This is a genomic window from Ferrigenium sp. UT5 (assembly GCF_045866295.1).
Taxonomy (GTDB): Bacteria; Pseudomonadota; Gammaproteobacteria; order Burkholderiales; family Gallionellaceae; genus Sideroxyarcus.
This window is the reverse complement of sequence record NZ_BAAFRY010000010.1, coordinates 66,041-87,478: the sequence shown is the minus strand read 5'-3', so window position 1 is coordinate 87,478 and position 21,438 is coordinate 66,041. Positions and strand designations below refer to the sequence as shown.

At 58.9% G+C, this 21,438-nt stretch carries 23 protein-coding genes; 15 read left to right on the top strand and 8 right to left on the bottom strand.

The features are described 5' to 3' along the window. The 3 genes from ACKTSJ_RS05590 to ACKTSJ_RS05580 all read left to right on the top strand — a co-directional run. Positions 1-346, top strand: a 346-nt coding sequence (locus ACKTSJ_RS05590; RefSeq protein ID WP_407898206.1) for a transposase, incomplete at its 5' end; no start/stop codon positions are given. Positions 347-471: 125 nt separating this feature from the next. Then, complete coding sequence (locus tag ACKTSJ_RS05585; protein ID WP_407898204.1) at positions 472-702, top strand: hypothetical protein; 231 nt, start codon at positions 472-474, stop codon at positions 700-702. Further along, entirely contained in the window at positions 695-1,291 is a 597-nt protein-coding gene (locus ACKTSJ_RS05580; RefSeq protein WP_407898203.1) for a hypothetical protein, read from the top strand. The genes ACKTSJ_RS05585 and ACKTSJ_RS05580 overlap by 8 nt, the downstream gene beginning before the upstream one ends. A 308-nt stretch (positions 1,292-1,599) precedes the next feature. Here the strand turns inward: ACKTSJ_RS05580 and guaA are convergent, their stop codons facing one another. The 3 genes from guaA to ACKTSJ_RS05565 form a co-directional block, all read right to left on the bottom strand. Further along, complete coding sequence (gene guaA, locus ACKTSJ_RS05575) at positions 1,600-3,180, bottom strand: glutamine-hydrolyzing GMP synthase (RefSeq protein ID WP_407898201.1); 1,581 nt, start codon at positions 3,178-3,180, stop codon at positions 1,600-1,602. 83 nt (positions 3,181-3,263) lie between these two features. Beyond that, positions 3,264-4,724, bottom strand: a complete 1,461-nt coding sequence (gene guaB, locus ACKTSJ_RS05570; RefSeq protein ID WP_407898199.1) for an IMP dehydrogenase — start codon at positions 4,722-4,724, stop codon at positions 3,264-3,266. A gap of 67 nt (positions 4,725-4,791) precedes the next feature. Then, a complete protein-coding gene (locus ACKTSJ_RS05565; RefSeq protein ID WP_407898197.1) occupies positions 4,792-5,457 on the bottom strand; it encodes a hypothetical protein in 666 nt (221 codons plus the stop codon). 134 nt (positions 5,458-5,591) lie between these two features. On the opposite strand from ACKTSJ_RS05565, the gene ACKTSJ_RS05560 reads away from it, so the two are divergent. After that, positions 5,592-6,044 carry a DUF4124 domain-containing protein gene (locus ACKTSJ_RS05560; RefSeq protein ID WP_407898195.1) on the top strand — a complete coding sequence of 151 codons (453 nt, stop codon included), beginning with the start codon at positions 5,592-5,594 and terminating at the stop codon, positions 6,042-6,044. Here ACKTSJ_RS05560 and smc read toward each other — a convergent pair. Further along, positions 6,041-9,571: a chromosome segregation protein SMC gene (smc, locus tag ACKTSJ_RS05555; protein ID WP_407898193.1), complete on the bottom strand. Its 3,531-nt coding sequence runs from the start codon at positions 9,569-9,571 to the stop codon at positions 6,041-6,043. The two genes, ACKTSJ_RS05560 and smc, sit on opposite strands and share 4 nt — an antisense overlap. Before the next feature lie 63 nt (positions 9,572-9,634). On the opposite strand from smc, the gene queF reads away from it, so the two are divergent. The 9 genes from queF (at position 9,635) to ACKTSJ_RS05510 (ending at position 15,478) form a co-directional block, all read left to right on the top strand. Continuing rightward, entirely contained in the window at positions 9,635-10,054 is a 420-nt protein-coding gene (gene queF, locus ACKTSJ_RS05550; RefSeq protein WP_407898191.1) for a preQ(1) synthase, read from the top strand. A 4-nt stretch (positions 10,055-10,058) separates the two neighbouring features. Next, entirely contained in the window at positions 10,059-11,093 is a 1,035-nt protein-coding gene (locus ACKTSJ_RS05545; protein WP_407898189.1) for an NADP(H)-dependent aldo-keto reductase, read from the top strand. 56 nt (positions 11,094-11,149) lie between these two features. Continuing rightward, complete coding sequence (locus ACKTSJ_RS05540) at positions 11,150-11,530, top strand: hypothetical protein (protein WP_407898186.1); 381 nt, start codon at positions 11,150-11,152, stop codon at positions 11,528-11,530. Between the two features lie 233 nt (positions 11,531-11,763). Next, complete coding sequence (locus ACKTSJ_RS05535; RefSeq protein ID WP_407898184.1) at positions 11,764-12,066, top strand: hypothetical protein; 303 nt, start codon at positions 11,764-11,766, stop codon at positions 12,064-12,066. Positions 12,067-12,077: 11 nt separating this feature from the next. Next, positions 12,078-12,668 carry a DNA-3-methyladenine glycosylase I gene (locus ACKTSJ_RS05530; protein ID WP_407898182.1) on the top strand — a complete coding sequence of 197 codons (591 nt, stop codon included), beginning with the start codon at positions 12,078-12,080 and terminating at the stop codon, positions 12,666-12,668. 6 nt (positions 12,669-12,674) lie between these two features. After that, entirely contained in the window at positions 12,675-12,944 is a 270-nt protein-coding gene (locus tag ACKTSJ_RS05525; protein ID WP_407898180.1) for a TfoX/Sxy family protein, read from the top strand. Positions 12,945-13,194: 250 nt separating this feature from the next. Next, on the top strand, positions 13,195-14,034 hold the full coding sequence (locus tag ACKTSJ_RS05520; RefSeq protein ID WP_407898178.1) for an REP-associated tyrosine transposase: 840 nt from the start codon (positions 13,195-13,197) through the stop codon (positions 14,032-14,034). 70 nt (positions 14,035-14,104) lie between these two features. Continuing rightward, positions 14,105-14,944: an REP-associated tyrosine transposase gene (locus tag ACKTSJ_RS05515; RefSeq protein WP_407898178.1), complete on the top strand. Its 840-nt coding sequence runs from the start codon at positions 14,105-14,107 to the stop codon at positions 14,942-14,944. A gap of 105 nt (positions 14,945-15,049) precedes the next feature. After that, on the top strand, positions 15,050-15,478 hold the full coding sequence (locus ACKTSJ_RS05510; RefSeq protein ID WP_407898177.1) for a hypothetical protein: 429 nt from the start codon (positions 15,050-15,052) through the stop codon (positions 15,476-15,478). 224 nt (positions 15,479-15,702) lie between these two features. On the opposite strand, the gene rpoH is transcribed toward ACKTSJ_RS05510, so the two are convergent. Together rpoH and queG are read right to left on the bottom strand one after the other, a co-directional pair. Continuing rightward, positions 15,703-16,566, bottom strand: coding sequence for an RNA polymerase sigma factor RpoH (rpoH, locus tag ACKTSJ_RS05505; protein ID WP_407898175.1), 864 nt, complete (start codon positions 16,564-16,566; stop codon positions 15,703-15,705). 138 nt (positions 16,567-16,704) lie between these two features. After that, positions 16,705-17,769 carry a tRNA epoxyqueuosine(34) reductase QueG gene (queG, locus tag ACKTSJ_RS05500; RefSeq protein ID WP_407898173.1) on the bottom strand — a complete coding sequence of 355 codons (1,065 nt, stop codon included), beginning with the start codon at positions 17,767-17,769 and terminating at the stop codon, positions 16,705-16,707. 66 nt (positions 17,770-17,835) lie between these two features. Here queG and tsaE point away from each other — a divergent pair, with 66 nt between their 5' ends. Both tsaE and ACKTSJ_RS05490 read left to right on the top strand, forming a co-directional pair. After that, a complete protein-coding gene (gene tsaE / locus ACKTSJ_RS05495; protein ID WP_407898171.1) occupies positions 17,836-18,270 on the top strand; it encodes a tRNA (adenosine(37)-N6)-threonylcarbamoyltransferase complex ATPase subunit type 1 TsaE in 435 nt (144 codons plus the stop codon). Then, positions 18,252-19,520, top strand: coding sequence for an N-acetylmuramoyl-L-alanine amidase (locus tag ACKTSJ_RS05490; protein WP_407898169.1), 1,269 nt, complete (start codon positions 18,252-18,254; stop codon positions 19,518-19,520). Before tsaE ends, ACKTSJ_RS05490 begins: the two co-directional genes overlap by 19 nt. A gap of 8 nt (positions 19,521-19,528) precedes the next feature. Here ACKTSJ_RS05490 and cysM read toward each other — a convergent pair whose 3' ends face one another. Both cysM and rfaD read right to left on the bottom strand, forming a co-directional pair. Then, a complete protein-coding gene (gene cysM / locus ACKTSJ_RS05485; RefSeq protein WP_407898167.1) occupies positions 19,529-20,416 on the bottom strand; it encodes a cysteine synthase CysM in 888 nt (295 codons plus the stop codon). A 22-nt stretch (positions 20,417-20,438) separates the two neighbouring features. Beyond that, positions 20,439-21,437 (bottom strand): ADP-glyceromanno-heptose 6-epimerase, encoded by a 999-nt coding sequence (rfaD, locus tag ACKTSJ_RS05480; protein ID WP_407898165.1) that lies wholly within the window; start codon positions 21,435-21,437, stop codon positions 20,439-20,441. Position 21,438 lies beyond the last annotated feature (1 nt).

Sequence of the window (21,438 nt, the reverse complement as noted above, 5' to 3'; positions counted from 1 at the left end):
CACCAACAACACTGTATTGCCAGCACTGACCATCGCCGCGCTTTACAAGAGCCGCTGGCAGGTCGAGTTGTTCTTCAAGTGGATCAAGCAGCACCTGCGCATCAAACGCTTCATCGGCAACAGCGAGAACGCGGTGAAGACGCAAATCTGGTGCGCCGTCTCTACCTACGTGCTGATTGCCATCGTTAAGAAGGAGCTGCAATTGGATGCCTCGCTTTATTCGCTGCTACAGATTCTTTCGGTGTCTGTCTTTGAGAAAACCACACTAGATCAGGCTTTCGCGGGCGGTGGACAACTCTTAGAACAGACGGACTTTTCTAACCAGCTAAATTTGTTCGACTTTTAACCGGACACTACTGCTATGACACGACTTCTTAAATACCTTGACGTCCCCAGAAATTGGCGATAAGTTTCAGAAGTGAAGCAATTGGTAGAATTGTGTAGAATTGCAACCTCATAGAGGAAATAGCCATGTCCACAGCTACAGCCACCACTCAGAAGAAGTCAGCGAAGCCAGTCGTGCGTTCGCGCACCGTCAAGTCCGTAAAAGCTAGCCAGATGCTCACAGGCCAAGCTCTTCTGAAGGACATGAAGCTGTATCACAAGCAAGTTGTGGCCACCCCCAAGTCTGCTCGTGATTTTCTGACCCGCTTAGGCGTTATGACCTCCGATGGTAAAGCTAAGAAACTGATTCGTGCCTAACCTTTGGGAGTTGTATCAGCATCACCCTTCCTTCGTGCTTGGGTTTCACGGCACGGAAAAGTCACTTGTAGATAAAGTGGTCTCCGGTAAAACTGGCCATCTATTGAAATCTGAGGGCAAGTTTGAATGGCTTGGCCACGGGATCTATTTTTGGGAAAACGACCCCCAGCGTGGACTTGAGTGGGCTCAGGGCGGCAATGCCAAGAAAGAGATCAAAGATCCCAGCGTGGCTGGTGCCATTATTGATCTGGGCATGTGCTTGGATTTAACTACACGAATGGGGCTAGACGAGGTAGCAGAAGCCCATAACATTCTGCGCGACTCTTACGTAAAGTTAGAAAAGCCCCTCCCCCTTAACAAAGGCGGCGAAGACCAATTCAAACGTGAACTGGATTGCCAAGTAATTCAAACGCTGCACCTCTATCGCAAAGACAAGAAACTTCCTGCCTATGATTCTGTGCGCGCTCCGTTCCCAGAAGATAAGCCACTCTACGAAGGTGCTGGCTTTCGTAAGCGCAACCACATCCAAATAGCGGTCATCAATACTGACTGCATCAAGGGGTACTTTCACCCCATCAAAAGCGTGTAAGCGTAGCTCTTACGCTCAAACCACAGTTAGTCTTCAACAGGGCTTAGGGGATAATTGCCATTTCAAGAACTGATACCATGATTAGCTTGAAATTCATGCCATGGTATTTCAGACGCCAATGGTGTCAGCAAAACAAATACCGTGAACCGTACCATGTAAAAAATTTATGCCCTGAAAAAAATACTCGCTTGTTGTTGCGCGATATTGCCAGGCAAAAAGAAAGGAACGCTTGTAAAATCCAAGGGGTTCCTTCAGATGATTCAGCAAATTTATTGCCAGTCATTGTCTGTTGTTGCCAGACACCCCACTCACTCCCACTCAATCGTTGCCGGGGGTTTGCCGGAGATGTCGTACACGACACGGTTGATGCCGCGCACTTCGTTGATGATGCGGTTGGACACCTTGCCCAGCAGTTCATAGGGCAGATGCGCCCAGTGCGCGGTCATGAAGTCCTGCGTCTGCACCGCGCGCAGGGACACCACCCATTCATAGGTACGACCGTCGCCCATCACGCCGACCGATTTCACCGGCAGGAACACGGTAAAAGCCTGCGAGGTCAGTTCGTACCAGCTTTTGCCGCTGGCATCTTTTGTGTTGTTCAGTTCTTCGATGAAAATCGCATCGGCGCGGCGCAACAGTTCGGCATATTCGCGTTTGACCTCGCCCAGGATGCGCACGCCGAGTCCGGGACCGGGGAAGGGATGGCGATACACCATGTCGGGCGGCAAACCGAGCGCGACTCCGAGTTCGCGCACTTCGTCCTTGAACAGTTCGCGCAACGGTTCCAGCAATTTGAGGTGCATGGATTCCGGCAGGCCGCCCACGTTGTGGTGGGATTTGATGGTGTGCGCCTTCTTGGTCTTGGCGCTGGCCGACTCGATCACGTCGGGATAGATGGTGCCCTGCGCCAGCCACTTTGCACTTTTCAGCTTGGCTGATTCGCGCTGGAACACCTCGACGAACTCGCGCCCGATGATCTTGCGTTTCTGCTCGGGGTCGGTCACGCCCGCAAGATGCTGCATGAACTCGCCGCTGGCATCGACATGCACGATCTTCATGTTCATGTTCCTGCCGAAGGTTTCCATGACCTGCGCCCCCTCGTTCAGGCGCAACAGGCCGTTGTCCACGAACACGCAGGTCAACTGGTCGCCGATGGCGCGCTGGATCAGCGCCGCCGCCACCGAGGAGTCCACGCCGCCGGACAGGCCGAGGATGACTTCCTCATCGCCGACTTGCGCCTTGATCTTCGCCACCGCCTCGGCGATGTAATCGGGCATGTTCCAGTCCTGGCCGCAGCCGCAGATGTCGTGCACGAAGCGCGCCAGGATGGCCTTGCCCTGATGGGTGTGTGTGACTTCGGGATGGAACTGCACGGCATAGAAGCGGCGCACCTCGTCTGCCATCGCGGCGAACGGCGTGGCTTCGTTGGAGGCGATGGCCGTGAATCCGGGCGGCAGCCCTGTCACCTTGTCGCCGTGGCTCATCCACACGTCGAGCAGGCCGTGGCCCTGTGCGTTGGTCTTGTCCTGGATGCCGTCGAACAGTTTCGAGTGGCCGTGCGCGCGGATCTCGGCGTAGCCGAACTCGCGCACCTTGCCGGATTCGACCTTGCCGCCCAATTGCGCCGCCATGGTCTGCATGCCGTAGCAGATGCCCAGCACCGGCACACCCAGCTCGAACACCACGGCCGGCGCCTGCGGCGTCTCTTCTTCATAAACTGAATTGGGGCCGCCGGAGAGGATGATGCCCGCGGGATTGTAGGCACGAATATCGGCCTCGGTCATATCCCAGGGATGCAGCTCGCAGTACACATGCGCTTCACGCACGCGGCGGGCAATCAACTGGGTGTACTGGGAACCAAAGTCGAGGATCAGGATTTTTTTGTGCATGGCTTTTCAGGAATGGGGATTCGGAAATGAGGATACGGCAAGATCGGGAATGCTCTCCCCTCACGCATCCCCGATTTTCAATCCTAGTCGATGTGGTAGTTCGGGGCTTCCTTGGTGATCTGCACGTCGTGCACGTGCGATTCACGGACGCCGGCTGAAGTGATCTGCACAAACTCGGCCTTGGCGTGCATGGTGGGAATGTCGGCGCAACCGAGGTAGCCCATGCTGGAGCGCAGCCCGCCCATCAACTGGTGAATCACGGCGAGCGCGCTGCCTTTGAAGGGAACGCGGCCTTCCACGCCTTCCGGAACCAATTTGTCCTGATTGGCTTCGTTTTCCTGGAAATAGCGATCACTCGAGCCTTGCTGCATCGCGCCCAGACTGCCCATGCCGCGATAGGATTTGTAGGAACGCCCCTGGAACAGTTCAATCTCGCCCGGCGCCTCTTCGGTGCCCGCGAACAATCCGCCCAGCATCACGGCATGCGCGCCGGCTGCGATCGACTTGGCAATGTCTCCGGAAAAACGCACCCCGCCATCGGCGATTAACGGCACACCACTGCCCGCCAGCGCATCCGCCACATTGGCAATGGCCGATATCTGCGGTACGCCGACGCCGGCCACGATGCGGGTGGTGCAGATGGAACCCGGCCCGATCCCGACCTTGACCCCGTCCGCGCCATGCGCGACCAGCGCCTTGGCGGCGGCGGCCGTGGCGATGTTGCCACCGATCACATCGATCTGCGGATAGTTCTTCTTGACCCATTGCACGCGGCTCAGCACCCCGCGCGAATGTCCGTGCGCGGTGTCCACCACGATCACGTCCACCCCGGCTTCTGCCAGCAGGCCCACCCGCTCCTCGGTGCCTTCACCCACGCCGACCGCCGCACCGACACGCAGGCGTCCCTGGCTATCCTTGCAGGCGTTCGGATGCTCGGTGGATTTGAGGATGTCTTTCACCGTCATCAGGCCGCGCAACTCGAAGGCGTCGTTGATCACCAGCACGCGCTCGATCCGGTGCTGATGCATGAGCAACCTGGCTTCATCCAGACTGGCGTTCTCTTTGACCGTGATCAGGCGCTCGCGCGGGGTCATGATGTTGCCGATCGACTGGTCTAGATTGTTCTCGAACCGCAGGTCGCGGTTGGTCACGATGCCCACCACCTGCTTGCCCTGCAACACCGGCAGGCCGGAAATCCGGTGCTGGCGGGTCAGATTGAGCACATCCCGCACAGTCATGTCGGAACGCACGCAGATCGGGTCTTTCACCACGCCGCTTTCAAACCGCTTGACCCTGGCCACATGGGCTGCCTGTTCCTTCGGAGTCATGTTCTTGTGCACGATGCCGATGCCGCCCTCCTGCGCCAGGGCGATGGCAAGGCGCGCTTCGGTCACGGTATCCATCGCCGCCGACAACAGCGGGATGTTCAACTGGATATTGCGGGACAACTGGGTGCGCAGACTGACATCGCGCGGCAGGACATCGGACTGGGCCGGTAGCAACAGTACATCGTCGAAGGTGAGTGCTTTTTGAGTGATACGCATGGGAGTCCCTTCCGCAAAGCGCGCATTATATCAAAACTTGCCACCCTGCCCGGCGTTGCGCAAAGCCCTAATGGTGCTTTTGCGCCATGACATACATGGTGTGCTCGAAAAACAGCTCGCACCAATCCAGTTCGCTGTTTTTCAACGCGGTCAGCAATTTGTTCACCTCGCCCAACGGCCAGGTAGGGTCGTATCTGACCAACATGTCCAGCGCGTAGAAACCCAGGGATTTTTCGAGTTTGGCCCCGCGATGGTTGATTTTCTCCAGCATCAGGGCCAGATCCTTGTCCTGTTCCGCATTAGCGGTCATGTCGCCGTAGCGCTTGGGGTTTTCACGTGTATAAAGGATGAACTGGTGCAACAGGTAGAAGAACTCCCCCTCATTGTCTTCGGAGACTTTGTCGCCCAGCACGAAAGGGAACGGTGCCAATTCCAGCCAGTAATAATTCAGCTTGGGATTGCGCCACTTGCACACGCCGACATAGCCTTTCCGCTCCTGCGCGCGCGCAATGCAATCATCGATGATCAAACGGTCAGAGGCGCGCTGGACCAGGTCGGGGTCTTTTAACACAATCGGCTTGACCAGAAAGAAATCGGGGAAGTCATCGAACAGCTTGCCCGAAGTTTGATGGGAGCGGTAATAAGAGCGGAATAGCATGCGCACCTGTCCCTGGTTGCTTTCCACGTTCAGGAAATCCTGTGGACTGCCCGCTTTGGGTTTTTTGTGCGGCACACGCTCCTCCATTACAAGTTTGTTCGCGCTTGCTCGTTCCCTGCCGGCAACGGCGCGCAAATCGGTGTGCAATGATAAATTGACGCGCGGCAAAAGAATAGGTAATTTCGGCACAAATTTAACGGAGGTTTGGCATGAAAACGCTACTCACCCTCTCCCTGCTCGCGCTTTTCGCATTGGATGCCCGCGCGGAAGTCAGTAAATGGATCGATGAAAATGGCGTGATGCATTACTCGGACACCCGCCCCGTCGGTATCAACGCCGATTCGGTGCGCAACGTCACCGGCAAGGACACTGCGCCACCCGCCGCAAACGACAAACCAAGGAGTTACCTCGAGCGCGAGGTTGAGCTGAAAAAAACACGCCAGGAAAAACAGGCTGCCGATGCCAAACTGGCACAGGAGAAAGCGGCACAGGAAGAGAAACAGCGCAATTGCGCCAATGCGCGGGAAAGTCTGCGCACACTGGAAGGCGGAACACGGATCTCTGTCTATGATGCCAACGGGGAAAGGTATTATCTGGATGAGGCTGAACTGGAACAACGGGTGCGCGCAGCACGTGCAGCGGTGCAGGAAAACTGCAATTAGGCCGGCACTTCCGCCGTGCGATGCGTATCGCTCAGGCGCATCGCTTCCTCGATATCCACTGAAACGATCTTCGATACGCCACGTTCCTGCATGGTGACGCCGATCAGTTGTTGCGCCATCTCCATGGTGATCTTGTTGTGGCTGATATAGACGAACTGGGTCTTCTCCGCCATCTTCTGGATCAGCTTGCACAAGCGCTCGGTGTTGGTGTCATCCAGCGGCGCATCCACCTCGTCCAGCACGCAGAAGGGCGCCGGATTGAGCTGGAATAACGAGAACACCAGGGCAATCGCGGTCAGCGCTTTCTCGCCACCTGACAGGAGCTGGATGGAGGCGTTCTTCTTGCCGGGCGGATGAGCCATCACCTGCACCCCGCTGTCCAGAATCTCGTCCCCGGTCAGCACCAGACGCGCCTCGCCGCCGCCGAACAACACCGGGAACATCTCGCCCAGATGGCTGTTCACCGCCTCGTAGGTCGCCAGCAGCAGCTCGCGCGATTCCTTGTCGATGCGTCGGATCGCTTCCTCCAGCGTGCCGATCGCCTCGTTCAGGTCCTTGGCCTGCGCATCCAGATAGACCTTGCGTTCCTGCGCCGACTGCAACTCCTCCAGCGCCGCAAGGTTGACTGCGCCCAGCGCAGCGATCTCGTTGCCGATGTGGGTGAGCTCGCTTTGCAGGCCACCGGCCTTGGCACCTTCGATCAGCGGCAACAACAGCGTCTCGTCCACTCCTTGCAACTGCTCTGACCATTGCTCGAATTGCAGCCTTGCCTCCTGTTCCTTCAGCGCGATGTCGTTCGCCTTTTCGCGCAGCGGGCCCAGCTTCTGTTCGCATGACAGGCGCGTTTGTTCGAGACGATTCAGGTTGACCGTGGCCGCCTCCAGCGTGTTGCGCGCTTCCGCCAGCAATTGTTCCTGGACTTGCCGCTGCTGCAACACCCCCTGCAATTGATCCTGCACGCCGTCTTCGCTCAAGCTTTCGATCTCTTGCCGGCTGTGCAGCAGCGCCTCCTCCTGCTGGCGCAGGGACGCAGTTTGCTGCTCGATGTTCTGCACCAGGTCGTCCAATTTGGCGGCGCACGTCTGGGCGAAGAAACGGGCTTCCTGCAATTCGTGCTGTGCGTGCTGTGCCCGCTCGCGCACTTCGCGCAAGGCGGCTTCCCGGGCATTCGCCTGCAGCCTGACCCGGTCGCTTTCGACCTGATGCTCCGTCGCGCGGACGCGCAGTTCATCCATCCGCGCGGAAATCTCCGTCTGCTGCCGTTGCGTGTCGTCAAAACGCTCGGCCAGTTCATCCAGTTCCTCCTGGATCTGCGCGGCGCGTTCCCGGCTGCGCTCGTTGGCCTGGGTCAGCTTGAGGATTTGCAACTGGAGCTGGTGTTGGCGCTGCTGCACGGCAGAACCCTCGCTGCGAAGTGTACCGATGCGGCCATCGATGTTGCGATACGCCGCTTCCGCTTGCTCCAGCAAGTTTTTGCCCTGCTCCAGCGCGGCACGGCGTTGTTCCGCTTCCTGCTGCAAAGCCTCGATTTCGCGCTGTCTCGCCAGAATGCCGTGCACCTGATTGTCCGGCGCATGGAACAACACGCTGTGCGCGCCGACCAGATGTCCCTGCGGGGTGACCAGCCATGCGCCTGCCGCCAGTTGGTCGCGCTGTTGCATGGCCGTTTCCAGATCGGGCACCGCATAAACCTGCGCCAGCCAGTCGGCCAATACCCGTAGCGTGCGCTCGTCCTGGCTTTGCACATGGCTCGCCAGCGACACCCAGCCGGCGGGAACCGGCACGACGGCGGTCTGCGTCCCATCCGCCGCATACACCGCCAATTTGGCCGGCGGCGGCGCATCTTGCCAGGCTTGCGCCAGTTCCAGTTGCGACAGTGCGAGCGCATTGACGCGCTCGCGCAACACCGCTTCCAGCGCGTCTTCCCAGCCCGCTTCGGTGCGCAGGGATTGCCACAGACGCGCCGCATCCACCAGCCCGTGCGCGACCAGCCACGCTTTCAAGTCCTGGTCGTTGTCGAGCTGCGCCTGCAATTGTTGCAGGGCGTGCAAGCGCGCCTCGGTCTGCGCCAATTGCCGCTCCAGCTCCTGTGCCGCACTGCGCGCATCGCGCCGCGCGCTGTCCGCCAGCGGCAGTTGCGCCTGCAATTCGGCCAGCAACCGCTGTTGTTGCTCATATTCCTGTTGCGCTGCAGCCTGTTGCTGTTGCGCCTGCTCCAGCGCCTGCAAATCCGCCGGCGGCAGATTATCGCGTTCCAGCATCAGGCGCGAACGGCGGCTGTCGAGTTGCTGCACATTGCTCTGGATATGCGCGCGCTGGGTTTCCGCCAATTGCACCTGTTGCTGCATCAGCAGCAACTCGCGCTGCACCGCGTTGTACTTCTCCTGTGCCAGACGTGCCGCCTCCTCCGCCTGCGGCAAATCTTCCGCTTCAGTATTGGCGCGCTGCTCGCACACCGCCACGCGGGTGCCGGCATCTTGCTGTTTCCCCTGCCAGTGCGCCTGCAAGGTATGCAAGCCCTTTAACTGGGTCTGCTGTTGCGCGATCTGGCGCTCGCCGTTCTGGATCTGCTGCCCCAGACGGTTGCGCTGCTCGCTGACGAAGGCGATCTGCTGCTCCAGCCGCGCCACTTCGGCATTGCTTGCATACAATTCGCCCTGCCGGGCATGCAAGGCGTCGGACAAGGTGAAATGTTCGCTGCGCGCACTTTCCAGCAGGCTTTCCGTTTCGCGCAAGCGCGCGACTTCGGCTTCCAGTTCGTTGCGGTTCTTCTCGATCTGCTGGGCGTAGCGCACACGCCGGGCTTCGGCTTCCTGCTTGTTTACCAGCCACAGCAGGCGCTGCGTGGTCTCGCGCCGCGCTTCCAGTGCGCGGTAGGACTTGGCCACTTCGGCCTGCTCGCTCAAGTGCACCAGTTGTTTGTCCAGCTCGTGCAGGATGTCGGCCACGCGCGACAGGTTGACGCGGGTATCGGCCAGGCGCAGTTCGGTCTCGCGCCGACGGTCGCGGTATTTGGATACACCGGCCGCTTCTTCAAGAAAAACGCGCAACTCTTCCGGCTTGGCCTCGATGATGCGCGAGATCATGCCCTGTTCGATGATGGCGTAGGCACGCGCGCCGACCCCGGTGCCGAGGAAGATGTCGGTGATGTCCTTGCGCCGCACGTTCTGGTTGTTGATGTAGTAGCTGGAATCGCCGTCGCGCTGCAGCACGCGTTTGATCGAAATGTCGGCATAGCTCGCCCACTGCCCGCCGACCTTGCCCAGTGAATTGTCGAACACCAGTTCGACGCTGGCGCGGGAGACCGCCTTGCGATTGCCGGAGCCGTTGAAGATCACGTCCTGCATCGATTCGCCGCGCAGGGCGGAGGCGCGCGACTCGCCCAGCACCCAGCGCAGGGCGTCGATTACATTCGACTTGCCGCAACCGTTCGGGCCGACGATGCCCACCAGCTGCCCGGGCAGCGAGATGGTGGAAGGATCGACGAAGGACTTGAAGCCGGCGAGTTTGATCTGGCTAAGACGCAATTTGGAAAAGGTCAGGCGTTATAATGCGGGGCATTCTAACCGAACTGACCAAGGCCACCAACCATGAGTACCCGCCCCGCCAAGACGCTGGAAACTTTCCCCAACCCGCAACCCGGCCGCGACTACCATATTCACATGGAAATCCCGGAATTCACCTGTCTTTGCCCAAAGACCGGACAACCGGATTTCGCCACCCTGACGCTTGATTACATTGCAGACGCGCAGTGCGTCGAACTGAAGAGCCTGAAGCTGTATATGTGGTCGTTCCGCGAAGAGGGGCATTTTCACGAGGATGTCACCAACCGCATTCTGGACGATCTGGTCGCCGCAACCCAGCCGCGTTTCATGCGCCTGACGGCGAAGTTCTACGTGCGCGGCGGCATCTTCACCAATGTCGTGGCCGAACACCGCAAGCCGGGCTGGCAGCCCGCGCCGCGCGTCGAACTGACGGCTTTCCCCAGCCAGTCCAACACGCGGGGGTAAAGTCATGGAATATCGCCCTCTCGGCAACAGCGGCCTGCAAGTCTCCGCCCTCTGCCTCGGCACGATGACTTTCGGCGAGCAGAACAGCGAAGCGGAAGCCCATGCGCAACTGGATTACGCCGTGTCGCGCGGGGTGAACTTCATCGACACCGCCGAGATGTACCCGGTACCGCCGCGCGCCGAAACCGTGCACCGCACCGAGCAATACATCGGCAGCTGGCTGAAACACCAGCCGCGCGACCAACTCGTGGTCGCCAGCAAGATTGCCGGCCCGGCGCGCGGCTTCGCCTGGATCCGCAACGGCCCGCGTATCGACCGCACGCAGATCAACGCCGCGATCGACGGCAGCCTGCGCCGCCTGCAAACCGATTACCTCGACCTGTACCAGATTCACTGGCCGGACCGTTACGTCCCCATGTTCGGCGCAACCGGCTACGACGCCAGCCAGGAACACGCAACCGTCCCCATCGCAGAACAACTTCAGGCGCTGGCGGAACTGGTGCGGGCGGGAAAAATCCGCCACATCGGCCTTTCCAACGAAACCCCGTGGGGCGTGACGGAGTTCCTGCGCATCGCCGACGAACTCGGACTGCCGCGCATCGTCAGCATCCAGAACGCGTACAGCCTGCTCAACCGCACATTCGAGAGCGGACTGGCCGAGGTTTGCCATCATGCCAACGTCGGACTGCTAGCTTACAGCCCGCTGGCCTTTGGCTGGTTAAGCGGGAAATATCTCAACGACCCGCAAGCGCATGGGCGCATCACCCTGTTCCCCGGCTTCGGCCAGCGCTATAACAAACCCAACGTGCCTGCGGCAGCGGCCGAATATGCACGCATCGCACGGGAGGCCGGTCTGCACCCGGTAACACTCGCGCTGGCGTTCGCCCGTACGCGCCGTTTCACTTCCAGTGTGATCCTTGGGGCGACGACGCCGGATCAACTGAAACAAGACCTGGATAGCGCGGAAATCGTCTTGTCGACGGAAGTGCTGGCGATGATCGAGAACGTGCAGCAACGCTACCCGAATCCCGCCCCCTGACGCGGGCGCAAAATGCGTTATGATGGCCGCACTCTAATCTTCCAAGGAGGTTGTCCATGTTGAAGAAAGTCATTGCTGTCGTGCTGATCGTGCTCGCCTCCGGCGCCTGGTTCTATCTGGATCAATTGAACAAGGAAGAGCAACGTCTCGCGGAAGAAACGCGGCAGACCCTGCTCAAGGCCAGGGCGGAAGCCGCCGCGCGCGCCGCCGCGCTGGAGCGGTTCAAGACCGAAATAATGGAAGCGCTCAACGCCTGCAAGGCCAAAGCGGATCAGGCCAAAGCGGATTTCCTGGTGCAGAACCAGCAACCGGTACGCCGCAAACCGGGGCAATTCACCCTCCCCGAAGCAATCCAAACCGAGGCGGACACCACGCTTGCTGCGGCATACATTGAGTGCCAGCAGGCATATGACACCCGCCTCGCCTCCGGCCAATAGAAATTAGGTTTAGTGTAAAACTCGCGCGGCGATTCGTTCGCTCCCTCCATGGAGGCAGTTGGGGACGAAGCCGACTTTTCATTAAGAAGGGCAAAGAGATATGAATGGGGTTGGGTGCTATATTGCAAGACCTGACCCCGATGTTCATGTTCAGACCTGAGGCTGCTGCCACCACGTTGTCAGCAGGGGGCGGCTAGAGTGTCATCACCAACAAGATCAAACAGCGAGGCGATATGTCAGGCAAAGTAGAACTGGTGCGTTTCCGCCTGAGTCAGGGCAGGACGACGGCCGAATGGCTGGAGTCGAACAAGAAACTCGATGCATGGCTGCAGCGTCAACCGGGCTTCCGCCTGCGCAGCCTGTCCGAGACCAGCAAAGGCGAGTGGATAGACTTGCTGTGCTGGGAAAGCGGCGAGGCTGCCGAGTTGGCTGGTGAGCGCTTCGAAGCGGAGATGTCCGGCCAGTGCGAACCGATGATAGATATCGCCAGCATCCAGTGCGAGCAGGGACGCTCGCACGTGCTGTTGCAGCAATGAGTGGAGGCAGCATGAAAAAAGATAAGCATGAAGTCTGTCGCTGCCCGTGGGTGGATTTGAGCAAGCCCGATTACGTCGAGTATCACGACAAGGAATGGGGCGTGCCCGTGCACGATGACCGCAAGATGTTCGAATTCCTGACGCTGGAAGCAGCGCAGGCAGGGTTGAGCTGGTACACCGTGCTGCGCAAACGCGAGAATTATCGCCGTCTGTTCGATGGTTTCGATGTGCAGCAGATCGCCAGATATAACGACAAGAAGATCGAAGCGCTGATGGGCGATGCAGGCATCATCCGCAATCGCGCCAAGATACAGGCCGCCATCAACAATGCGCAGCGCTTCCTGGAAGTGCAGAGCGAGTTCGGCAGTTTTTCCGACTACCTGTGGCGCTTCGTTGACGGCGAACCCATCGTGAACACGATACGCACACCGGCGGACTACCAGGCCACCAGCAAGGAATCCGACGCCATGAGCAAGGACCTGTTGCGTCGCGGTTTCAAGTTCGTCGGCTCGACCATCTGTTATGCGCACATGCAGGCCGCGGGTATGGTGAACGACCACTCGGTTGATTGCTTCCGCCGGGCAGAGATACTCGCGCTTTGAACTGACATGACACAGTTCGCAGACCTGCCCAACTTCGGCCCCAAGTCGCAGCAGATGCTGGAACAGGCAGGCATACACACCATCGAACAGTTGCGTGAACTCGGCGCTGTGCGAGCCTATCTGCAAGTGAAGCAACATGGTGGTAATGCCAGCCTCAATCTGCTGTGGGCGATGGAAGGTGCGCTGAGCGGGCGGCATTGGCAGGAGGTGGCGAAGCACGACCGTTTGAGTCTGTTGATGCAGTTGGAGGATATGGAAAAGTCCTCACGCGCATGAACACTCCTGCCAATACGTTGTCAGCAGCAGGTAGTTAGCATTCTCCTTGCCGGATGTCCCGGCATCACAACAAGGAGAAAAACATGTCCGACACGATAGATCTGGTGCGATTCCGTTTGCAACCCGGCATGACCTTCCCCCGAAAAATCGTCTTCCAACGGTGACGTAAAATTACAGTCGCATTGGAAAGGAAGATCACAAACGGGGTCAGGTCTTGCATTAACGCATCTCACCATGCTACATTGCCCCAATGGCGAGACCCCTTAGACTTGAGTTGGCCGGCGGGCTTTATCACGTGACTTCGCGTGGTGACAGGCGCGAGGACATTTTCCTGGATGATGCCGACCGTCTGGTCTGGCTGGAAGTCTTCGCCCAAACCTGCAAGCGCTTCAACTGGGTCTGTCATGCGTGGTGCTTGATGGACAACCACTACCACCTCGTCGTCGAAACCATCGAGGGCAACCTTGCGCAGGGCATGCGCCACCTCAACGGTGTCTATACGCAAACCTTCAATCGCACACACAAGCGTGCCGGTCATGTTTTTCAAGGGCGATACAAATCCATCATCGTGGAGAAAGACGGATACCTGCTGGAGTTGGCACGCTATGTGGTGCTCAACCCGTTACGCGCCGGGATGGTGAAAGATATTACCGACTGGCAATGGAGTTCCTATGCAGCCATGCTCGGAACCCAGTCCGCGCCGGAATGGCTGCAGACCGACTGGATACTTGGCCAGTTCTCGCCGCAGCGCCGCCGGGCGATCAACCGATATATCGACTTTGTCCGGGCCGGAGTCGGATTGCCGAGCGTGTGGGAGCAACTCAGCGGCCAAGTGTTCCTCGGCTCGGACAGGTTCCTCAAGCGGATGCAGGCGCTGTCGGACAAGGCAGTCATCGGCGAAATCCCGCGCGCACAACGCCGCCCTTTAGCCAAGCCTTTGGACTACTATCAAGCCAAACATCGGGATACTAAAACCGCAATGACTGCCGCCTACGCCACCGGCGATTACACCCTGCAATCAATCGCCGATCATTTCGGAGTTCACTATACTACGGTTAGCAGAGCGGTTAAGAAGGGTAAAGAGATATGAATGGGGTTGGGTGCTATATTGCAAGACCTGACCCCGATGTTCGGGCATCTCACCATGCTACATTGCCCCAATGGCGAGACCCCTTAGACTTGAGTTGGCCGGCGGGCTTTATCACGTGACTTCGCGTGGTGACAGGCGCGAGGACATTTTCCTGGATGATGCCGACCGTCTGGTCTGGCTGGAAGTCTTCGCCCAAACCTGCAAGCGCTTCAACTGGGTCTGTCATGCGTGGTGCTTGATGGACAACCACTACCACCTCGTCGTCGAAACCATCGAGGGCAACCTTGCGCAGGGCATGCGCCACCTCAACGGTGTCTATACGCAAACCTTCAATCGCACACACAAGCGTGCCGGTCATGTTTTTCAAGGGCGATACAAATCCATCATCGTGGAGAAAGACGGATACCTGCTGGAGTTGGCACGCTATGTGGTGCTCAACCCGTTACGCGCCGGGATGGTGAAAGATATTACCGACTGGCAATGGAGTTCCTATGCAGCCATGCTCGGAACCCAGTCCGCGCCGGAATGGCTGCAGACCGACTGGATACTTGGCCAGTTCTCGCCGCAGCGCCGCCGGGCGATCAACCGATATATCGACTTTGTCCGGGCCGGAGTCGGATTGCCGAGCGTGTGGGAGCAACTCAGCGGCCAAGTGTTCCTCGGCTCGGACAGGTTCCTCAAGCGGATGCAGGCGCTGTCGGACAAGGCAGTCATCGGCGAAATCCCGCGCGCACAACGCCGCCCTTTAGCCAAGCCTTTGGACTACTATCAAGCCAAACATCGGGATACTAAAACCGCAATGACTGCCGCCTACGCCACCGGCGATTACACCCTGCAATCAATCGCCGATCATTTCGGTGTTCACTATACTACGGTTAGCAGAGCGGTTAAGAAGGGCAAAGAGATATGAATGGGGTTGGGTGCTATATTGCAAGACCTGCCCCCGATGTTCCGATGTTTTGACCCCGATGTTTGCTGCCTGCCAATCCAACCTCCAACCCAAATAGGAAATCCCATGAAAGCTACCTCTATCATCCTCACATTACTCATCGCTATGCTGATAGGTTGCACCACACTTTCAGGAACAGGTAACGCGCCTTTGTCGGCTACACAATCGCGGTTGGCCGCACTCGCTAAAGTTAAAAATGATGTGTCTTTGATAATGGAGGTACCAAGCGCGAATAACGCAATTTCCAACCAGATAATGGTCACGAGCATTAAAGCTGGAGCTGACGCTACCGCTGTTGTTAATCTGGTCGCAATCCTTAAAGGCCCCAATACCAAGCCCATCGCCGTCATAGGTGATAACGATGCCGTCACCGCAGCAACCATTGAAGCGGCACTGAAGCGGCTACAGGGTTTTAAACCTTCAGCGAAACTTTACTTTGTGGGTGAAACCAGCTACGTGCATGCCCTCAAAGTGCAGGCTGATGCAGAAGGGTAAACTTCGAGGCAGTTGTCTATCCTTGATGAAGTTCCACAAGCTTGAGCCGATTACCCATATCAACGATTACCCATATCAACATCGACCATTTACTCAAAGAGTCGCAATGAACCACACGCAGAAAACTCCAGCAATTCCATCGAAAGCCTGCAAGATACCAGCCGCTACCAGAGCGAACAAAAAAATGCGCCAACCGTTTCCCCGCCGCAAAGATCACGGCCAGCTTAAGCCGCGATAGCTGGCACCAACCCGGCACGCATCCGCTCCATGGCCTTTTGCTCGATCTGACGGATGCGCTCGGCGGAGACATTGAATTCAGCCGCCAGTTCATGCAGGGTTGCCGCATGATCCTCATCCAGCCAGCGCGCCTCCACAATTCTGCGACTGCGCGCATCCAGACCGTCGAGCGCCCGGGACAATCCGACAGATTGCAGACGTTCACGTTCCGAACTTTCCAGGATTGACAGGGGTTGATGCGCTTCATCGTCCGCCAAATACTGGATGGGGGCGTAACTGTCATCGTCATCGGATGTGGCAGGATCGAGCGCCAATTCGTGCCCGGCAAAACGCCCTTCCATCTCAACAACATCCTGCTCGCTCACGTTGAGTTGCTGCGCAATCTCGCTGACTTGCTGGCGATGCAGCGGCTCCAGACCCTGCTTCATGCTGCGCAAATTGAAGAACAGTTTGCGCTGTGCCTTGGTCGTGGCAATTTTCACCATCCGCCAGTTGCGCACGACAAATTCGTGGATCTCGGCGCGAATCCAGTGCAATGCAAACGAGACCAGCCGTACACCTCGTTCGGGATCAAAGCGTTTGACGGCTTTCATCAGACCGATGTTTCCCTCCTGGATCAGATCGGCCTGTGGCAAACCATAGCCGGCAAAACCGCGCGCCACGCTCACCACAACCCGCAAATGGGAGAGCACCAGTTGGCGCGCCGCTTCGAGGTCACCGTCGTTCCGGAAGCGCGTCGCCAAGTCAACCTCCTCTTCCTGCGACAGGATGGGGAAGCGATTCACGGCCTGAATATATCCTTCCAGGCTGGCAGAAGCGGCGGGTACCGGCAAGTTCATGATTGAGCTCATTTGTGTTCCCTCCTTATGCAGCCATTTTAGCACTCGATATGCGCGAGTGCCAATAGCAATCTTGTGCCGTCAAGACGGGAATCAGGGCGTAAAAAAGGGCGAATCCGAACTGCTTTCCCTGCCGGGCGAGACCGCGGCTCAAGCATGGCGTTGCAGCGCCCACGCCACATGTTCGCGCACCATTTCAGAGGGATGGCCGGCACGGGCTTGCAATGCGCCGACCACTTGCGGCGTGGTCGGCGCATTGCCGAGGCCGACCGCGATATTGCGCAACCAGTGTTCGTGGCCGATGCGGTAGATGGGGCTGCCAGCCAGACGCGCCCTAAATTCCGCCTCGCTCCAGGCGAACAATTCGACCAGCGCAACATCGTCCAGCCCGTTGCGCACGGCGAAATCCGGCTCGGCCGTGGTTTGCGCGAAACGGTTCCACGGACACACCATCTGGCAGTCATCGCAGCCGTAGATGCGATTGCCGATCAACGGGCGCAACTCGGGCGGAATACTGCCCTTGAGTTCGATGGTGAGATAGGAGATGCAGCGCCGCGCATCCAGTCGGTAAGGGGCGACGATGGCCTGCGTCGGGCAGATGTCGATACAGGCGCTGCAAGTGCCGCAATGATCGTCCGCCGGCACATCGACCGGCAGCGGCAGGTTGATGAAAATCTCGCCCAGAAAAAAATAGGAGCCGTGTTCGCGCGACAGCAGCAGGGTGTGTTTGCCGCGCCAGCCCAGATTCGCCCTCCGCGCCAGTTCGACTTCGAGCACCGGCGCGGAGTCGCTGAACACGCGACACGTGGCCTGCGGCGCGGCCGCGCCGATTTGCCCGACCAGTTTCTGCATGCGGTTGCGCAGCACCTTGTGATAGTCGCGTCCCAGCGCATATCGGGAAATGAACGCACTCTCGCCGTCTGCCAGTACCGCTGGTGTCTCCCTCGTGCCCTTCGGATAATAGTTCATGCGCAGCGAGATCACGCGCAGCGTATCCGGGACCAGTTCCGGGGGTCGCGCGCGTTTGGCGCCATGTTTTGCCATATAATCCATCGTGCCGTGATGACCCTCCGCCAGCCATTGCAGCAACCCGGTCTCGGCGGCGCCCAGTTCGGTATCGCTGATACCCACGGACTGAAAACCGAGCGCCTTGCCCCACCCTTTGATGCGTGCGGCAAGCTCCACTAAATCCACCTGGGGTACGTTGTATTGCATAGAACGAATCATAGCCGAAGTGGGGTAAACGGGGATTCCAGCGCAAGGCAGGAACTCTCAATCAGCTTGCCCGATGAGTCTGCCACGGTGAACTTTGCCGCCCGTCTGGCGTCAGCGCTCAAGCCGGGCCTGATGATTTATCTGCAGGGCGATCTGGGGGCAGGCAAAACCACGCTGGTGCGCGGTCTGTTGCGGGCGCTGGGCCATGGAGGCAAGGTCAAGAGCCCGACCTACACGTTGCTTGAGCATTACACGACGGGAGATTTTGATTTGTGCCATTTCGATCTGTACCGTTTTCGCGATGCGGAAGAATGGGAGTCATCCGGATTCCGTGACGAATTCGACGGGCACAAGGTGTGCCTGGTCGAGTGGCCGCAACAGGCCGCCGGTTTGTTGCCCGCTGCGGACATCACACTCACCCTGGCAATCCTGCCCGAGGGGCGCATGCTCACCCTCCGGGCTGACAGCACAACAGGACAGGAATGTTTGAACGACTTGTAAAATTCAGTCTCTGGCTGATGCTGCTGTGGCTGCTGCCCGCGCAGGCCGAAGTGACGATCAGCGCCGTGCGCCTGTGGCCGGCGCAGGAATACACCCGCCTCACGCTGGAATCAAAACAGGCGATCTCCTACAACATGTTCGCGCTGGACAACCCGCCGCGGCTGGTGGTCGATCTGGATAGAGTCGCACTCAATGCCACTCTGAACGAACTGGCAGGCCAAGTGGGCAGCGACGATCCTTATATCGCAAGCCTGCGCATCGGAAGATACAAGCCGGGAGTACTGCGCCTGGTGTTTGATCTCAAGGCAGCGATCAAACCGCAACTGTTCAGCCTCAAACCGGTCGGCGATTATGGCCACCGCCTCGTGCTCGATATTTATCCCGCCACGCCGGTCGATCCCTTGATGGCACTGGCCACCCAGATGGAATTGAAGCTCGCCGCGGAATTGCCAGGCCCCGGCAGTGCGGTGGCGGCCGGCGCTTCCGCCCCGGCGCCGGTCGCCGCACCCACCGCTGCGCCGGAGTTGCGCAATCGCCTGTTGCTGGTCGCCGTCGATGCAGGGCATGGCGGAGAAGACCCGGGGGCACACGGGCGGCGCGGCACACGGGAAAAAGAGGTCACGCTCGCCATCGCGCGCAAACTGAAAACCCAGATCGATGCCACGCCCGGCATGCGCGCCATCCTGATCCGCGACGGCGACTATTTCATCCCGCTGGTGGGACGCGTGGAAAAGGCGCGCAAGGCGCACGCCGACCTGTTCGTTTCCATCCACGCCGATGCCTTCATCAAGCCGCACGCGCGCGGCTCGTCGGTATTCGCCCTGTCCGAGGGCGGCGCCACCAGTGCCAGCGCGCGCTGGCTGGCAAAAAAGGAAAACGAGGCCGACCTGATCGGTGGAGTGAACCTGGCGGTTAAAGACCCGTACCTGGCACGCACCCTGCTCGACCTGACGCAAACCGCCACCATCAATGACAGCATGAAGCTGGCGAGGCACGTGCTGGATGAGTTGCAGGATGTGAATACCCTGCATCGAGGCCACGTCGAACAGGCCGGCTTTGCCGTGCTGAAATCGCCCGACATCCCGTCCATCCTCGTGGAGACTGCCTTCATCAGCAACCCTGAAGAAGAGAAACGCCTGCGCGACGAGGCGTACCAGGAAAAAATGGCACGCGCCATCCTTGAGGGCATCCAGCGCTATTTCGCGCAGAACCCGGCATTATCGCAGCGGCATCTCGCACTCGATAATTGAACCCGGACTCAAGCCGGGAATATCCCGGTCGAAAGATAACGGTCGCCGCGGTCGCACACGATGAACACGAGGGTCGCGTTCTCGACTTGCTGCGATATGCGCAGGGCGATGCTCAACGCACCGCCGGAAGAAATCCCGCAGAAGATTCCCTCTTCCCGCGCCAGACGCCGGGTCATTTCCTCGGCTGCCGCCTGACCCACGTATTCGATGCGATCGATATTCTGCGGGCTGTAGATTTTCGGCAGATACGCCTGCGGCCATTTGCGGATGCCGGGAATCTGCGACCCCTCTTCCGGCTGCGCGCCGATGATCTGGAGGGCGGGATTCTTTTCCTTGAAGAAACGCGAGCAGCCCATGATGGTTCCGGTAGTGCCCATGCTGCTGACGAAGTGGGTAATGCGGCCCTGCGTGTCGCGCCAGATCTCCGGCGCCGTGCCCTCGTAATGGGCGCGCGGATTGTCCGGATTGGCGAACTGGTCGAGAATGACGCCGCGCCCTTCGTCGCGCAGTTTCTCCGCCGTGTCGCGCGCCAGTTCCATGCTGCCTGCCTTCGGTGTCAACACCAGTTCTGCGCCGAACGCGCGCATGGTTTGCCGCCTTTCCACCGATTGATTCTCCGGCATCACCAGAATCATCCTGTAGCCGCGCATCGCCGCGGCCATCGCCAGCGCAATGCCGGTGTTGCCGCTGGTCGCCTCGATCAGGGTATCGCCCGGTTTGATCTCGCCGCGTGCCTCGGCGTGCTTGATCATGGAAAGCGCCGGCCGATCCTTGACCGAGCCCGCCGGGTTATTCCCTTCCAGTTTGGCCAGAATGACATTGGAAGTGTCACCCGGGATGCGTTTGAGTTGCACCAGGGGCGTATTGCCGACGAAGTCGTCCAGTGTCTTGTACATGTTCATCTCTCGCAAAACCGCTTCAAGCAGCCTTCTCCAACAATTGCTGCACATAACGTGCCGCGCCCTGCTCCACGGTCAGGAACGGTTCCGCATAGCCCGCCGCGCGCAGGGCTGCGATGTCGGCCTGGGTGTAGCTCTGATATTTGCCGCGCAAGGCATCGGGAAACGGGATATAGCTGATAATGCCCTGTTGCAGCATCTGCTCCGGCGTCAGTGTGTCTTGATTGTTGGCCAGGCGCAGGCTATTGATCACCGCGACGGCCACCTCGTTGAAACTCTGCGCATTGCCGGTGCCGAGGTTGAAGAGGCCTGATTTTTCCGGGTGATCGAGAAAATGCAGATTGACCTTGACCACATCCTCCACCGACACGAAATCTCGGCGCTGTCCGCCGTTGGGGTAGCCGTCGCAACCTTCGAACAGTTTTACGCAGCCGTCGGCGCGGTACTGGTTGAAGAAATGGTGAGCCACCGACGCCATGCGTCCCTTGTGCTGTTCGCGCGGGCCGTACACGTTGAAATAGCGGAAGCCGACAATCTGCGCCGTGCGCTGATTCCAGCGCCGGCGCACCACCTGGTCGAACAGGAACTTGGAATAGGCATAAACGTTCAGCGGCGACTCGTACTCGCGGCTTTCCTTGAACACGCCGCCACCGCCATACACCGAGGCGGAGGACGCGTACAGGAACGGCACCTCCTCGTCCTGACAATAGTCGAGCAGCGCCAGCGTGTAGCGATAGTTGTTCTGCATCATGTAACGGCCATCGGTCTCCATGGTGTCGGAACAGGCGCCCTCGTGCAGCACGGCCTTGATCTCGCCGTCAAACTCGCCACCCTGCACACGCTCGATGAAATCTTTCTTGTCCAGATAATCGGCGATCTCGCAGTCGGCGAGATTCCTGAACTTGTCAGCCTTCTTCATGTTGTCGACCGCGATGATGTTCGTTTCGCCGCGCTCGTTGAGCGCCTTGACGATGTTCGACCCGATAAACCCGGCTGCTCCAGTCACCACGTAATACATG

Excerpts from the sequence above, each read along its gene's own strand:
- ACKTSJ_RS05560 (WP_407898195.1), top strand. The coding sequence starts at position 5,592 with ATGAAAACGCTACTCACCCTCTCCCTGCTCGCGCTTTTCGCATTGGAT.
- queG (WP_407898173.1), bottom strand. The coding sequence starts at position 17,769 with ATGCAATACAACGTACCCCAGGTGGATTTAGTGGAGCTTGCCGCACGC.
- ACKTSJ_RS05530 (WP_407898182.1), top strand. The coding sequence starts at position 12,078 with ATGAAAAAAGATAAGCATGAAGTCTGTCGCTGCCCGTGGGTGGATTTG.
- ACKTSJ_RS05515 (WP_407898178.1), top strand. The coding sequence starts at position 14,105 with ATGGCGAGACCCCTTAGACTTGAGTTGGCCGGCGGGCTTTATCACGTG.
- ACKTSJ_RS05520 (WP_407898178.1), top strand. The coding sequence starts at position 13,195 with ATGGCGAGACCCCTTAGACTTGAGTTGGCCGGCGGGCTTTATCACGTG.
- ACKTSJ_RS05490 (WP_407898169.1), top strand. The coding sequence starts at position 18,252 with ATGTTTGAACGACTTGTAAAATTCAGTCTCTGGCTGATGCTGCTGTGG.
- queF (WP_407898191.1), top strand. The coding sequence starts at position 9,635 with ATGAGTACCCGCCCCGCCAAGACGCTGGAAACTTTCCCCAACCCGCAA.
- guaB (WP_407898199.1), bottom strand. The coding sequence starts at position 4,724 with ATGCGTATCACTCAAAAAGCACTCACCTTCGACGATGTACTGTTGCTA.
- ACKTSJ_RS05540 (WP_407898186.1), top strand. The coding sequence starts at position 11,150 with ATGTTGAAGAAAGTCATTGCTGTCGTGCTGATCGTGCTCGCCTCCGGC.
- cysM (WP_407898167.1), bottom strand. The coding sequence starts at position 20,416 with ATGTACAAGACACTGGACGACTTCGTCGGCAATACGCCCCTGGTGCAA.
- ACKTSJ_RS05510 (WP_407898177.1), top strand. The coding sequence starts at position 15,050 with ATGAAAGCTACCTCTATCATCCTCACATTACTCATCGCTATGCTGATA.
- ACKTSJ_RS05535 (WP_407898184.1), top strand. The coding sequence starts at position 11,764 with ATGTCAGGCAAAGTAGAACTGGTGCGTTTCCGCCTGAGTCAGGGCAGG.
- rpoH (WP_407898175.1), bottom strand. The coding sequence starts at position 16,566 with ATGAGCTCAATCATGAACTTGCCGGTACCCGCCGCTTCTGCCAGCCTG.
- rfaD (WP_407898165.1), bottom strand. The coding sequence starts at position 21,437 with ATGTATTACGTGGTGACTGGAGCAGCCGGGTTTATCGGGTCGAACATC.
- guaA (WP_407898201.1), bottom strand. The coding sequence starts at position 3,180 with ATGCACAAAAAAATCCTGATCCTCGACTTTGGTTCCCAGTACACCCAG.
- ACKTSJ_RS05585 (WP_407898204.1), top strand. The coding sequence starts at position 472 with ATGTCCACAGCTACAGCCACCACTCAGAAGAAGTCAGCGAAGCCAGTC.
- ACKTSJ_RS05525 (WP_407898180.1), top strand. The coding sequence starts at position 12,675 with ATGACACAGTTCGCAGACCTGCCCAACTTCGGCCCCAAGTCGCAGCAG.
- ACKTSJ_RS05545 (WP_407898189.1), top strand. The coding sequence starts at position 10,059 with ATGGAATATCGCCCTCTCGGCAACAGCGGCCTGCAAGTCTCCGCCCTC.